The organism is Cellvibrio sp. GW822-FHT04B05, assembly GCF_058800985.1.
On sequence record NZ_JBXAMU010000003.1, the window covers coordinates 186,483 to 200,572 of the forward strand.

The following is a 14,090-nucleotide window of genomic DNA, read 5'->3' on the forward strand; positions in this document are numbered from 1 at the left end:
CTATGGGGTAAAAAATGTGCGAAGTCCATGCTTGCCAGCGCAATAGTGCTGGCAATCGGTTACAAAAACCTCGCGTTAACGTTATTCAGCAATACCGATAAACACTTAAGATTTTTGCATCTGCTGCTGGAAGGTAATCTCGATAAATTCCGCTGGACGGCTCAGGGCAACCAATACCGTCACACGTAAAATCCCTTCGAGGATATCTTCAGCAGTCATGGTCTCGCCCAAACCGACATGCACACTGAATGCATCTTCAGGACTTGAACCGGCCAAACCGCCACGCTTCCAAACACCGGTAAGGAAATTACTAATCATACTTTTGATGGTGACCCAGGTATTGGCAACGTTTGGCTCAAATACATAAGCTTTGCTGGCAAGTTTTACCGACTCCTCCAACATAATCATCGTCCGGCGCACATTCACGTAGCGCCAATCGAGACTATTGCCGTCGAGGGTACGCGCGCCCCATACCAAAGTGCCTTCGCCGATAAACGTACGAATTGCATTCACTGATTTACCGGCGGTATTCACGTTGAGGTCTTCTTGCTCCTCGTGATTGATATTCACTGTCGGTGAAGATACTGCGCTCAAACTGACGTTCGCCGGCGCTTTCCATACCCCGCGGGTGTTATCCACCATGGTGTAAATACCAGCCATTGCCGCACTCGGCGGCAAAAGATTAAGCTTGTGCTGCAAGCCGGCGAGAATTTTGTTGTACAGCGGACAAACTGCACTGAGGGTTTTATGCAGTTCATTATTTTCTGCGCTGCTTTTGTTCGGTGTATCGGGCAATTTTTTGATTTCAGTAATGATACTTTCCTGTTTTTTCAGGGAGGCAATTGTCTCGCGCACTTCCTGGGTCAACAGGCTCACCACATCAGCCAGACTGTCTGCGTGGATATTACGGAATGACAATTCACTCACCGGAACAACAGAGCTATTCAACCAAGGGTAATAAACTGCGCTGTAGGCCGGAAAGTTGGTAGCCATTTTGTTGCGGAAATCATCAATGCATGAATTGTCGCGGTTATCCATGAAACCCCCAAACACATCGAGGATAGCAAAGCGGTTTTTCATCTCATAACCACAGTGGGCAACCATGGTTTGCTGCAACTTGTAGCAATCTGCAGCGGCCAGGGATACTGCATCGGGAATCACCAACATCGTTGGCTCTTGCTCTTTCTTCAGCAGTTGGATGCCTTCAGACAATTCAGCTTCTTCAATGCTGTTGTCGTAGCCGCCTACCGAAACAACGTAGCAGGCGCCGCCGCCGTTTTGGAAAAACAGCATCATGCTGCGATACAGCAAGTAGTAGGAGCCTTCAAGCGAGAGGAAAAATTTATCGTCTTTGCCGATGGAAAAATCTTCATCGGCGCCGCTGAATGCATCGGAATTTTTATCTACACCGGCAATTGCAGCAACCGCCTGGCGAGCATTATTAATTTCGGTTGCGATTGTCTTTTCATCATCCGACGCGCCGGGCGAAGCAACAAAAACAGCGGGTGTAGGTGCTGCACTGCCCTTGCGGGAGATAGTAAACGTGGCTGGCGGCGGGCCTCCAAAGTAACTGATAAATTCAGCCATTGAAGAAATACGCCAAGGTTTGTTGAGCAGGCTTTTGCCTTTGTTATCGGCAAATTCCGTGTAGCCAACAAACGCCGGAACGGCGGTAGCTACTTCAACAACGGAGTTGGGAAAAGCGTCTTTTTCGAGAATGTAGACACCGGGAGTTTTGTACGCGCCAGCCATATTCTTTCCTTTAAGTGCTATTGATTTACATAAATTTCTGCAACAAGGATCTGCTGCCCCCTGAGGTCCCTGCTCTTGCCGATCAAGTTAACTCCTGCGTTGGGTAAACGCTTGATCAGGATCTTGCCCGAGTTATTTTTATCTTTTAACTGAAAGCGCTGTTTCGGTTCGCTGCTCATCGCAATCGGATGTTGCGAAATAAACGCTTTGCCATTTCGTGCGACAGGTTCATCACTTGGATAGAATTCAACTGTCGCTTGCGAACTAAGATCATGGATGTCCAAATCCGATTTCGCAAGTTCGCCAAAAAAATAATACTTCCAATAAATATCGCGTGTATTAAATTGAATAGTACACACCACCGGCACCGCATTTTGCAGCGCCGACAAGAATTCATTGCTATTTAATTCAACATCCACTACTAACAGTGGTGTTTTTGTTCCCGGCTTTGCCGACCGGATATCACGACGTTCCGATTCTGCCGGTTGTTCATTACTGATCACAAGACCGGTGTTATCTGCAGTAATATTTTTGGTTGTGCAATACAGTGGCTGCGTCCGGCCTTTTGCTTCCGCGGTGTAAAATCCGAAATAGGGATCTTGTGCGAACGCCTCAAAACGGAGCACTGCATCATCGTCAAAAGGCACCGAAAATTCCTGGTCGGCAATAATCGAAAAACCGGTTTCATTTTTTTTTACCAACAATTGATATTGCTGCAACACTCGCCGCGTAAGCGGGGTCGGCACAAATATCAAATTGGTACAGCGCCCATCGGCAAAAAAAGTATGTTCAACATCCAGTGTGAAAATGGGTTTGAAATGGGCCATAGCCGGTTACCCGAATTAACTGCGAACATCACTCTGCGGCTGCGTTGCCAGGGGCACTTGCGCCAATACGTTATCAGGATTGATGGTTACCATGCGCACACGGTAATACACGGAGGGAAGGTACTTCCCGCCCAACAAACCCCACAGATTACTTAAATCCTGAATATTCAGGTTCTCGATATCCAATACGAGTTTATCGATGCGGGAGTCCAGATCCGGTGATGAGTGTTTGTCAAACACCGGCTGCATCTGAAAAAAAGCAATTGCTTTGGAAATAAACTTCAGCGCTTCAGCATAATTACTGCCACTGAAATTCGCTGCCAATATGACCGATAAATTTAAATGAACCGACCGGCTTCCAACCAAAGTGCGACCGTCAAATCCGGCGGCGCGTGATGTATTTGATTGCGGCACTGTGTCTTTTTCAATATTAGTCAGGAGTAAGACTAATTTATTATTCGTATGTGGTGCAGCACTGCCATCACTCTCTATTAAACTCGAAACTACCACAATATCTTCAGTGAGATTATTAGTGCGTTTGAGATAAGCATTCAACTGATTCGCTAAATGACTGAGAGCAGCCTGGATCACCTGAACTCCTGACCGGTGTTATCGTTATGTTGAAAAGATGTTAGCACAAAATTTTTTTTATCTTGTTATTTTTTTAAAACCTACGCAGGCATAAAAAGGTTTGTGTTGATTTTGGCGACAAATTTTATTACAGCGTATTACAACAAGATAAAAACCGATGGTTTTTTATACTCAGCTTTTACTAATTTCAACAGTGATATGAACCAACTCTTCATGAACTTGTAATTGTTGTTTGAAAAATTCTGCATTGATATTCGTTTGTGTTGTTAAAGAGAGTACGCAAGCATATTGGTTGCGTCCAACTCGCCACACATGCAAATCGCGAATCTGTGCAGGCTCCGGACTCGCCGCAATGACTTCACGAATCTCTTCTACTACCGGCGCATCCATTTCTGCATCCAGCAATGCGCGACCACTGGTGCGCAGCAAACCTATTGCCCATACTGCTACTAATACACCACCGACAATGCCCATCACCGGATCAAGCCAATCGGCACCAAACCACTTTCCGCCGAATAATGCAATGATCGCGAGTACCGATGTGGCAGCATCAGCTACCACATGCATATAAGCTGCACGCAAATTTAAATCTTCATGTCCATGACTGTGGTTATGATCGTGAGAATGATCATGGTCGTGATGATGGTGATGCCCATCTTTTAATAACCAGGCGCAAACCACATTCACCAATAGCCCTACAATTGCAAGGGTAATTGCCTCGTTATAATGAATTTGCGCAGGATTAATGACTCGCTCCACCGAGTGATAAAACATCATCACCGCCACCAGCAACAATAAAATCGCACTGGTGTAACCGCCGAGCACTTCGATTTTCCACACCCCGAAACTAAAGCGGCCATCCGCCACCAGCTTGCGCGCAACGATATAGGTAAACAACGCCAACCCAAGCGCAACCACGTGGGAGCTCATATGCCAACCGTCGGCGAGTAGCGCCATGGAGTTGTAATACCAACCACCGATAATTTCGATCAACATCATTACCGCAGTGAGTATTAATGCGCGCAGTGTGTTTTTTTCAGCAAGCGGATTGGTTTGAGTGGGGATGGGGTGGTGGCAGGTTTTGGTGAGGACTTGTTGTAACATAATTGAGTCTACCTTGCGCTAGAGTTGCAATGACGCCAGTATATCAACTCAAACAGATATTAGCCTGCACTGATTAAATACAGTCGAAATGGGTAGGCTTCTAAAAATTTCGTTTCACAGGGTAGTAACTTTTGTTAAGGCTGCCCTCGTTAAGGCGAAAATCTTATACTTTTTGGATATTAATTTAATTAGAAAATATGGAGTTTTTATGTATTTGCTACAAAATATAATTGTGCTGTTAATTGTATGCCTACTTTCAATCGGAAACATTTTTGCGGCAGAAATTACTACTGCGCCAAGTCAATATTTTTCTATGGGAGGACGTTCCGCAAATTCTATCGGTGAGTTGGTATCAAATTATAATTCAGCGGCTGAAATAAGATTGAACAAATGTCTCTCCGTCTCATTTTCAAGCTGCGATACAAGTCGCATTACATCACATATGGTTAATAGTCAAGCGGTTTTAATGAATGGAACCCCTCATTTATATGACATTCAAACTGAACAAATTTCTTACTATAAAGACCGAGATGGAAATGTGCAGTCTCAAACTACATCGTCAATAGCGTATAGCGCAATTCTATTGGAAAAAGAATGCCCTTTTGGATTTGATTTAATTACAAATGTCTTATCTGGTGCAAATAGTCGTCAAATGTACTGCAGAAAACTAGAACAAATTTCATGTCCTGCTGATGGAAATCCTATCAATATAGGAACAGGTGATAAATTTGAAAGTGAAGTTGATTTTGAAACAGCTGATGGTTCTCTAAAAATAGAAAGGAATTATATAAATCAAGATATAGGTTGGCAGTTGCAGGAACAATACAAGCTCTCCTATGTGCTGGCAGATTCGACATCATCTATGTTGAGTGGATACAGTATTTTTAGCACTAGAACTCGTTATAGTTTAGATCCTAATAACCCTATGGGTTTGGTTTCATCGAATTACCTTGCCACTGTAAATTTTATCAATGCAACTGCCAATAATATTGTTTTTCTAACTATAGGTCATAAACGCTACCGATTTGTGGAAAACAATAATATTTTTACTGCTGATGGAATAATGGGTACTCAATTACAATTAATTCGCTTGCCTTTATTATCTGGTGAAATTGAAAAGTGGAAATTTATTGATGCAAAAGGAGATGTCTTTTATTTTTCCGACTCTGGTGTGCTTATTAAAAAGGAATTTAATACTGGTGGTTCTATTAATTATATTTACTCAAACAATAAACTTATTTCACAACAGGATCATTTAGGTCGAAAACTTATTTATATTTATGACATTTATGGTCGCCTGTCACTTATTAAGATACCAAATGGTCAAGAAGTATCCTATACGTATGGCACAGATGAAAATGCTATAGATTTTTCTCTGTTGAAAAAAGTTACGTGGTCAAATGGTGAAAGTATTAGTTATTTGTATAACGAAGTAAATTATATTGTTGGTGAAAATACTTTTAAAATGTTAACTGGAAAATTAAATGCTGAAGGAAATCGTATAGGTACCTACAAATACAAAAATCGTAAGGCTATATCAACAGAGGGTGCTTTGGATTCATTCAAGAGGTCTTTTTTGTATGGAAATCCAACAACTGTGACAGATGGTCTAAATTCACAAAGACAGTATTACTTCAATAATCTAAGTGATGGTAGTAGATTGGTAACCCGCACTACTCAACCGGCAGGTAGCGGTTGTGCAGCAGCAATGCAATCAGCAACTTATTACGCTGATGGCTTGAAGAAAACTGAAGCCAATTTCAACGACCATAAAACCCAATTTGCCTACGACGCTACCCGTGCATTGGAAACAGTAAGGGTTGAGGGTATCCCCAAAAATAATAATACAGATTACCTTCCCGTTAATGCCACGTTAGTAGCTGGTGCACACAAAATTACCACCCAATGGCACAGCCAATATCGCAAACCAGTGAAGAAAGCAGAACCAAAGTTAATTACTACCTTTATTTATAACGGCGATATAGATCCATTTAACAATAGCCAAATTACCAATTGTGCGCCTACATCTACACCTTTGCTCTGCCATAAGGTACAGCAAGGTACTACGGACACCAATGGTGCTGCCGGTGTTAATGCAACACTGGATAATGCTTTGGCGGCACGCCATGAGTTTTATACTTACAACGCCAACGGGCAGCAGTTAACCTTTGCTCGCACAGCGACGGGTACGCCGGATGAGACACGTGAATATTATGAAACCACAACAACGGATTGGACGCTCGGTGATTTAAAACAAATTACCAATGCATTGGGTCATACAACACATTTCACTCGCTATGATCGCAATGGCCGTTTACTGCAAATGCAGGATGCCAACGGTGTTGAAACCGAATTTACTTACGATGCCCGTGGCCGGGTACTCTCACAAACTATTGCTGGCGCGACAACAACGCATACTTATGATTTAAATGGTAACCGCATTGGCAGTGTGTTGCCTAATGGTGTGACCACAACTTATCACTATGATTTGGCTAAAAGGTTGATAGCAGTAGAGAATTCTCTCGGCGAAAAAATCAATTATGAATACGATGGCGAAAGCAATCTGCGTTTTGAACGTATAACTAACGCGAGTAACACAGTTACTTATACCAAACAGCATGTCTATGATGCTTTATCTCGCGTTCAAAATACCTTGAATAGTAATAATCAAGGCAGCACTTATTTATATGATGCCAAAGGTAATCTAACAGGTGAAGTAGATGCTAATACCAAAACTACCAGCCATACTATCGATCCATTGGATCGGTTAACTCGTACTACTGATGCCCTTAACGGTAAAACCGATTTTAGTTACGATGCACAGGGTAATCTGACGCAAGTAAAAGATGCGCGCAATAATGCCACCACTTATATCTACAATGCATTTGGTGATTTGGTTTCCCAAACCAGTCCGGATACCGGCACAACAACATTTGTTTATGATACAGCCGGTAATCGAACCAGCAGTACTGATGCCCGTAGTGTGGTGGTGAATTACAGTTATGATGCGCTCAATCGTTTATCTACCATTCAATATCCTGCGGCACCATCAGAAGATATCACCTATGGGTATGATGCGACTGCAAATGGAAATTATGGCATAGGTCGCTTGACCAGTATTGTTACCAGCACAACCCGTTTGGATTTTGAATACAATCCACAAGGGTTAATTACCAAAAAATATGCGCAAGCTGCCAATACTTTTGTATCAATACAATACGGTTACGATGCTGCTGGCAATCTCACCAGTATCACTTATCCATCCGGAAGAGAAATTAATTATGTATTAGATACCACTGGTCGTATCAGCAGTATTGCCACCAGAGCGAATGCAGCTGCTCCAGCGCAAACACTGATTAATGCTGTTAGCTATTTGCCTTTCGGTCCCGCCAATACTTATACCTACGGTAACAACCTGACTCATAACCAAACTTTTGACCAGGATTACCGCCTCACCGAAATTCAAGTCGGTGGTTTGCTCAATCGCACCTATGGTTATGATCCTGTTAACAACATCACCAGCATTGTTAATACTCTCAACAACTCAAATAATCAAAGCTTTAGTTACGATGCATTGAATCGTTTGCTCACTGCGAATGGTGGCTACGGTAATTTAAGTTATGGTTACGATGCTGTGGGTAATCGCCTCAATGAAACACGCAACAGCGTGAGCAATACTTACACGTATCAAACCACCAGCAATCGCCTTACTGGTATTACACGTGCCAGCGGTAATCGCAATTTCACCTATGATGCAGCGGGTAATCCTATCCAACGGACAGCTGATGATAACAGCACGCAAACTTATAGTTTTAATAATGCCAATCGTTTAAGCAGTGTCAGCGTCAACAGTATTCAGGCGGCAACCTATACTTACAATCCGTTGGGGCAGCGAGTATCCAAAACGCTTCCTGATGGATCAAAGGAGCTTTATTACTATGATGAATCCGGTCAGTTGATCGCAGTACTTAACGGCGCGGGTGTTACGCTGCGTGAATATATTTATTGGGGCAATCAACAAATTGCGTTGGTAAATGGCACCTCGATTTACTACATCCACAACGATCATTTGAATACACCGCAAGTCATTACCAACCAAAGCCAGCAGGTAGTCTGGATGGGTGATTACGAGCCCTTTGGTAAAGTCGCTGCAAATGCGAGTAATAGTATTGAAGTGTTTAGTCGCTTTCCGGGACAGTATTTTGATGGTGAGACTGGGCTGTATTACAACTACTTTCGGGATTATGACCCGTCAATCGGTAGATACATTCAATCTGATCGGATTGGTTTACGAGGTGGTATCAATACCTACGCTTACGCTTTAAATAATCCACTAAGATATTCAGATCCTCTTGGTTTGGCACCTAAGCCAGGCTGTGTAATTCAATACACTGCAGCAGGTACTGCAATTGGTGGGCAATGGGGAGCAGGTATAGGTGGAACCGCTGGGTTAGCTGGGTTTGGTGTAGGTGCAATACCTGGATCTGCTGTAGGTGCAGCTGCTGGAGCGGGAGTGGGAGCGGCTACTGGTTATATGGTTGCGCAAATTGTCTGCCCTGATAACAATAGTGTAGTGGAGAGCAGAGCAAACCAAGATCCTGTTCAAGCTAAGCCTTTCAATCCGGGTCGTGACTGCGAGGGAAAATGCTTACCTTGTCCCCCGAATCAAATGTGGCCAATAAACGAACCAGGGCACGGACATTCAAATGGATATTGGCACTCAATTGCATGGAATCAAAATCCTCAAACTTGCATGTGCTATCCAGATAGACCAAGTCAAAATTTACCAGGTTGGTAAAGATTATAGGAAGCGAAGAAAATGACTTTAGCTATTTCTGAAAGATACTCTATTGAAAAAAGTATATTAAGTTTTATCAATGATGCAGAGAAGTTAGTATCTATATATGGAAAATGGCCTAGCTTCGATAGCGCAGAAATATTAAATTTACAAATGGAAAGAGGAAATATACTTGAATGCATAAGAACGAATAGTTGGGATAATCAAATCGATGTTTCCATGGAAGTAAATTTTTACTTATTTGATACTAGTTATGCAGATAATGATCCTCGCCGAAATCCTAGGGCTGTAACCATTTTATTCAATGGGATTGATGAGATTTCTTTAGAGGGGTTTAATTATCAAAATCCCATTTGTGGTTTAGGTATACATTACGAAGTATCATCAAGACTACAAAAAAAGTTATTTCGCGTCTGTTGGGGTGGCTCGGCTTTAAACCATGATGTTTCCTTACTATGTCAGGATATTTTTATAAAAGATGTTAGTTATATTAATCCTTAGTTATTCATGGTTTAGAGTGAGCTAACATAATCCCAAAAAGTCCAGTATTCATAACTGGGCTTTTTAAAATCTATTGTGAATCATGGTCAAACCCCGACAGCAGCCCGCTCACACTTTTCCGGTTTCGCTGGTCAGCCATGCACAGCAGGCTGGTCAATCAAGTCCAGCTCACGTAAAGAAATTTTTATCAATTTATAGTTCAAAAAAACCGATCCTTTTGAGATCGGTTTTTATTTCACTTCTTAAAAATAATTTACTTTTTATAAGAGCATTTATTTGGGTTGCCACCTGGATCAGAACCAAATGCAGCAACAGTGCAGGCGATTGAACTACCAACAGTTACTTTCTTGGTGACCCACTTGCCTTTGCGGCCGAATGCTACCCAGCCATCACCAGAGGTTACGGCACAGGTCTCACCCAAATCGGCGCACTTGGAGAAGCCGCTTGGGTAGTCACCGGTGCCGCCCAGTACGGGTGCGCCGCTTGCAGAGGATGAGCTTGCTGCAATAGAACTGGATGATTTACTGGAAGATACAACTGCAACTGAACTCGATGATTTGCTTGATGAAGCAACCGGTGCAGTTGAGCTGGCTACTGAACTGGTAGCACCACCACAGGCTGACGCGGTTAATTGGGCATTGTTTTTACCTACACCGGCGTAACTCGCAAGTTTATCTTTCACGCATTGCGGTGTTACCGGTGAATAGCTGTAGGGAATGCTAATCGGGAAAGGCGCGGTGGTTGTCCAGTTGGTTGCATCAATGGTGCCGCCGCTGCTCCAGGTAATATTGTAAGTTGCAAAATCACCCGGATTGCGCACGTTGTTGTTGCGCAAATCCCAATAGCCGCAGTTGCTGCTGTCGTAACGGCAAGTCACCGGATTTTTTGCATTCTGGAACCAGTTACTTTCAATCAATGCATAACCTTTTTGACGCACGTTAATGCCGGAATCGGTAACACCGTCGTAAAGGTTGTTGTACATGTGCGTCCAACCGCCGCGCTGTAATGGCAGGCGTGCATTTACGTTGCGATAAATATTGTGGTGGAACGTAATTTCACGACCGCCAGCGATATCACTGCTGCTGGAACCATCAAGGCCGACTTTTTTGCTATCGCGGATCAGGTTGTAAGAGACGGTGATGTTGTGTGAATCTTTTTTAATGTCGATGGCACTTTCAAAGGTCAGGTCACCATCGGGTGAACCCTTGCATTCGTTGTTAACGGCAAACAATTCGTTGTGATCAACCCAGACGTTGCTGCCGCTATCGATACGGATCATATCGGCATCGTTATTCGCACCGGCAAGTGCGCCGATTTTCATATTACGCACAATGACGTTGCTGGATTTATTCACCACAATACCGAAATTAGCAGAAGAACCATTGGCACCGATGATGGTAATACCTTTGGTAAATTCCTTAATTTCTACGTAGCGATAAGCATCATTCCAACGCGGCTTGGGGCAATTGCCCGATGAATCAACCGTGTGATCTTTGATTACCTGGTTAATCAACGAATCTTCGTTACCGGTATAAGTGATGATGAGGGGATACACGCCACCAGTCACTTTACTGCCACTTGCGTTTACTTTTGCGTTGGCAATAATCGTGTTGATTTGTTCATAGGTAGATGCGGTAAAAGACTGCGCCCCTGAGACATTGCCACCATCCGTCGTTGAAAAGCCGCCGGTTGCAGCAGCAAATGCAGAACCTGCTGTAAGCAAGGCTACAGCGGCGGTAATGGATGTCAGGGTGAAGCTTTTGTCGTGCCTGGTCGTTACAATTGTTTTAGTAAACATAATTACAATCTCGTCTTAGTTATTAATTATTAAGGACGGATTGACCGATGTGCCATGCTGCAATGTAAGGAAGTACAACTTTTCCAGTAAAGACAACGCAGTGTTATTGTTTTTTTCCTGCCTGAAGACTGCCATCTGGTTATGCAGACGCTCCTGGGCGGAGGCGACGCTACGTTTGTTGCAGGTCGTGAATATTATCTTTGCATTTATATGACTATAAATCCAGTTTATCCGTTCGCGCCCGGGTTGGCCGTTTCAAATAGTTACAACACCTGATTGCGACAGGAAACAGTGTGTTTAATTAAGTCGATAACAGGCTGCAAAGATCAAAACCATTTTGCCTTCAGGCAGGCATCAATAAACCAATGCAATGCTTTGCCGTTATTGCCTTTTCGCCATGCCATATACAGCGGAATATTCGGGCGCGGCACCGAACAGTCCAGCACGACTAATTTACCGCTCGCTGTTTCTTCCTGAATTAAGTGTGCAGGTAAAAACCCCACTCCTGTTCCCATTATGTGGGCCTGGATTTTTGCATCCACATTGGCGACACGGATGATTTGTCGACTTGCCAATAAACCCGAAGACCGGGCGGGTGAGCTGAGCGATGAGTCGGCCATCACGATAGTGGGAAATGCCTGGATCGCGGCGGCATCCACCGGACCTTTATGCAAACACAGCGGATGCTCCCGCGCGACCGCAAATACAAACTCCACCTCGCCCATTAATTGATAGTCAAAAATCCCTTTGGGCAGATCGCCGCTGGCACCGAGCGCCAGATCACAACGCTCGGCAATGAGCGCATCCCAAGTGCCGCCGAGGACTTCTTCACTGATGGTGATGGCGACACGCTTATCGAGCAGGTTAAAGGCATTAATCTGCTGCAACAACGGTGCGAGCGGCAGGACGGTGTCCTTGGCAATACGCAATTGCGTCTCCCACCCCGCTTCCAACTGCTGCACCGCTTCCTCTATCGCGTTGGCAGCTTGCAATAGCTGGCGCCCTTGTTCCAGCAATAACCGCCCGGCAGCGGTTAGCTGTGCCCGCTGTCTGGTTCGATCAAAAAGATTGATCCCGAGGTCAGATTCCAGTTTTTGGACAGTGTAGGACAAGGCTGATGGCACCTTAAACAGGGCCTCGGCTGCTGCACCGAAACTGCCTTTGCGTTCAATGGCATCAAGGACTCTAAGGGCATCAAGGGTGATGGCGTGATGCATATAACTCGCTCCTGACAATGTTCAAAAAATTTGAATTAATAACTCAAAATGTTCCGCTTTTTTGTTGCTGTCCGCAAGCCTATTCTGGCAACAAGTGAGGCGAACAAGCAGTTGACACGGCGCCAAACCAACTAATCCAATATTCAAATTTTTCGGAGCATCATCATGAGCAGAATCAAAAACATCATCGCAACCAACAACAGTTACTCAGCCTTAGCCCTGCGTTTACCCTTGGGTATTATTTTCGCTGCCCACGGTGCGCAGAAATTATTTGGCTGGTTTGGCGGCTATGGTCTGCAAGGTACCGGACAATGGATGGCGTCGATTGGCCTTGAGCCTGGCGTATTGATGGCGGCGTTGTCGGGTTCAGCGGAATTTTTCGGCGGCCTGTTGCTGATCCTTGGTTTGCTGACTCGTCCTGCTGCGCTGGTGCTGGCCGTGACCATGCTGGTAGCGATCTTCAGCGTACATATCAGCAACGGTTTGTTTATGAGTAATAACGGTTATGAGTTTGGTTTGGCGTTGCTGGCCGGTGTAATTTCCCTGCTGATTTCCGGTGGCGGCCGCGCAAGTGCCGACAGTGTGATCGCAAACAAAATCTAAACCGGAATTGAATTCGCATTAAAAAAATCTGGCTCACGGCGCTTTAAAACAGCGCCGCAAAAAATGAGGTGACCTATGATCAGTATCAGAAAAAGTAACCAGCGCGGCAGCGCCAACTTTGGCTGGCTGGATAGTAAACATACATTTTCATTTGGCAGTTACTACGACGAACGTCATATGGGATTTTCGGCACTGCGCGTCATTAATGACGACCATGTTGCGGCAGATTCCGGTTTTGATACTCATGGCCACCGTGATATGGAAATTATCAGCTATGTACTCGACGGCGAAATTGCACACAGGGATAGCGAAGGCAATGTTGCGACCTTGCCACCGGGTGAGTTCCAGTTGATGTCAGCGGGCAGCGGAATCCGCCACAGCGAATTTAACCCGTCATTGAGTAAAGGGCTGCATTTTTTGCAAATCTGGATTCAGCCAAATGTATACGGCCAAGCTCCTGGCTACCAGCAAAAAGATTTTGGTAGTAAACCCGGTTTAACCCTGGCGGTAAGCCCGGATGGTGAAGCGGGTAGTCTGGTAATTAAACAAGATGCACGTCTTTATCAATTGCTGCTTGATCCAAACTCCAGTGCGGAATTGCCTGCATCCACACAACGTAAATACTACGTGCATGTGATCAACGGCGAATTGGCGATTGAAGGTGAAATCGTTAAACCAGGCGACGGTGCAAAAATCGAGGACATTAATAGTCTGGTGATGGTTGCGCAAAGTAAAGCGGTAAAGGCGTTGGTGTTTGATTTGCCATAGGCATTCACTCATTAACATAATCTCTGTCAGATTCTGACAGTTATGAGAGACAGCTAATTGGCAAGTGCCGCTGTTTAGCTGTCTCACTTAGGCTAATATGTACTATAACTAACTGATTTTAATGTGTAATT

Annotated in this window: 10 protein-coding genes; 4 read left to right on the plus strand and 6 right to left on the minus strand. The window is 44.3% G+C overall.

Translation table 11 applies throughout. The features are described from left to right. Positions 1 to 105: 105 nt before the first annotated feature. From AC1RJL_RS10800 to dmeF, 4 genes are all read right to left on the minus strand, one after another. The gene (locus AC1RJL_RS10800; RefSeq protein ID WP_492913803.1) at positions 106 to 1,752 is read right to left on the minus strand and encodes a phage tail sheath family protein; all 1,647 of its coding nucleotides are present in this window, start codon (positions 1,750 to 1,752) and stop codon (positions 106 to 108) included. A gap of 17 nt (positions 1,753 to 1,769) precedes the next feature. After that, positions 1,770 to 2,579: a hypothetical protein gene (locus AC1RJL_RS10805; protein WP_492913805.1), complete on the minus strand. Its 810-nt coding sequence runs from the start codon at positions 2,577 to 2,579 to the stop codon at positions 1,770 to 1,772. Positions 2,580 to 2,594: 15 nt separating this feature from the next. Further along, positions 2,595 to 3,170, minus strand: coding sequence for a Pvc16 family protein (locus tag AC1RJL_RS10810; protein WP_492913807.1), 576 nt, complete (start codon positions 3,168 to 3,170; stop codon positions 2,595 to 2,597). A 171-nt stretch (positions 3,171 to 3,341) separates the two neighbouring features. After that, positions 3,342 to 4,274, minus strand: a complete 933-nt coding sequence (gene dmeF / locus AC1RJL_RS10815; protein ID WP_492913809.1) for a CDF family Co(II)/Ni(II) efflux transporter DmeF — start codon at positions 4,272 to 4,274, stop codon at positions 3,342 to 3,344. A 172-nt stretch (positions 4,275 to 4,446) separates the two neighbouring features. On the opposite strand from dmeF, the gene AC1RJL_RS10820 reads away from it, so the two are divergent. Both AC1RJL_RS10820 and AC1RJL_RS10825 read left to right on the plus strand, forming a co-directional pair. Continuing rightward, the gene (locus AC1RJL_RS10820; RefSeq protein WP_492913811.1) at positions 4,447 to 9,072 is read left to right on the plus strand and encodes an RHS repeat-associated core domain-containing protein; all 4,626 of its coding nucleotides are present in this window, start codon (positions 4,447 to 4,449) and stop codon (positions 9,070 to 9,072) included. 21 nt (positions 9,073 to 9,093) lie between these two features. Then, positions 9,094 to 9,573 (plus strand): Imm50 family immunity protein, encoded by a 480-nt coding sequence (locus tag AC1RJL_RS10825; protein WP_492913813.1) that lies wholly within the window; start codon positions 9,094 to 9,096, stop codon positions 9,571 to 9,573. Positions 9,574 to 9,826: 253 nt separating this feature from the next. On the opposite strand, the gene AC1RJL_RS10830 is transcribed toward AC1RJL_RS10825, so the two are convergent. Together AC1RJL_RS10830 and AC1RJL_RS10835 are read right to left on the minus strand one after the other, a co-directional pair. Beyond that, positions 9,827 to 11,371 (minus strand): pectate lyase family protein, encoded by a 1,545-nt coding sequence (locus AC1RJL_RS10830; protein ID WP_492913815.1) that lies wholly within the window; start codon positions 11,369 to 11,371, stop codon positions 9,827 to 9,829. 326 nt (positions 11,372 to 11,697) lie between these two features. Further along, positions 11,698 to 12,588 (minus strand): LysR family transcriptional regulator, encoded by an 891-nt coding sequence (locus AC1RJL_RS10835; protein WP_492913817.1) that lies wholly within the window; start codon positions 12,586 to 12,588, stop codon positions 11,698 to 11,700. Between the two features lie 165 nt (positions 12,589 to 12,753). On the opposite strand from AC1RJL_RS10835, the gene AC1RJL_RS10840 reads away from it, so the two are divergent. Both AC1RJL_RS10840 and AC1RJL_RS10845 read left to right on the plus strand, forming a co-directional pair. After that, positions 12,754 to 13,191, plus strand: a complete 438-nt coding sequence (locus AC1RJL_RS10840; protein ID WP_492913819.1) for a DoxX family protein — start codon at positions 12,754 to 12,756, stop codon at positions 13,189 to 13,191. 75 nt (positions 13,192 to 13,266) lie between these two features. Continuing rightward, positions 13,267 to 13,959, plus strand: coding sequence for a pirin family protein (locus AC1RJL_RS10845; RefSeq protein ID WP_492913821.1), 693 nt, complete (start codon positions 13,267 to 13,269; stop codon positions 13,957 to 13,959). Positions 13,960 to 14,090: the final 131 nt, after the last annotated feature.

Excerpts from the sequence above, each read along its gene's own strand:
- AC1RJL_RS10800 (WP_492913803.1), bottom strand. The coding sequence starts at position 1,752 with ATGGCTGGCGCGTACAAAACTCCCGGTGTCTACATTCTCGAAAAAGAC.
- AC1RJL_RS10805 (WP_492913805.1), bottom strand. The coding sequence starts at position 2,579 with ATGGCCCATTTCAAACCCATTTTCACACTGGATGTTGAACATACTTTT.
- dmeF (WP_492913809.1), bottom strand. The coding sequence starts at position 4,274 with ATGTTACAACAAGTCCTCACCAAAACCTGCCACCACCCCATCCCCACT.
- AC1RJL_RS10825 (WP_492913813.1), top strand. The coding sequence starts at position 9,094 with ATGACTTTAGCTATTTCTGAAAGATACTCTATTGAAAAAAGTATATTA.
- AC1RJL_RS10830 (WP_492913815.1), bottom strand. The coding sequence starts at position 11,371 with ATGTTTACTAAAACAATTGTAACGACCAGGCACGACAAAAGCTTCACC.
- AC1RJL_RS10835 (WP_492913817.1), bottom strand. The coding sequence starts at position 12,588 with ATGCATCACGCCATCACCCTTGATGCCCTTAGAGTCCTTGATGCCATT.
- AC1RJL_RS10840 (WP_492913819.1), top strand. The coding sequence starts at position 12,754 with ATGAGCAGAATCAAAAACATCATCGCAACCAACAACAGTTACTCAGCC.
- AC1RJL_RS10845 (WP_492913821.1), top strand. The coding sequence starts at position 13,267 with ATGATCAGTATCAGAAAAAGTAACCAGCGCGGCAGCGCCAACTTTGGC.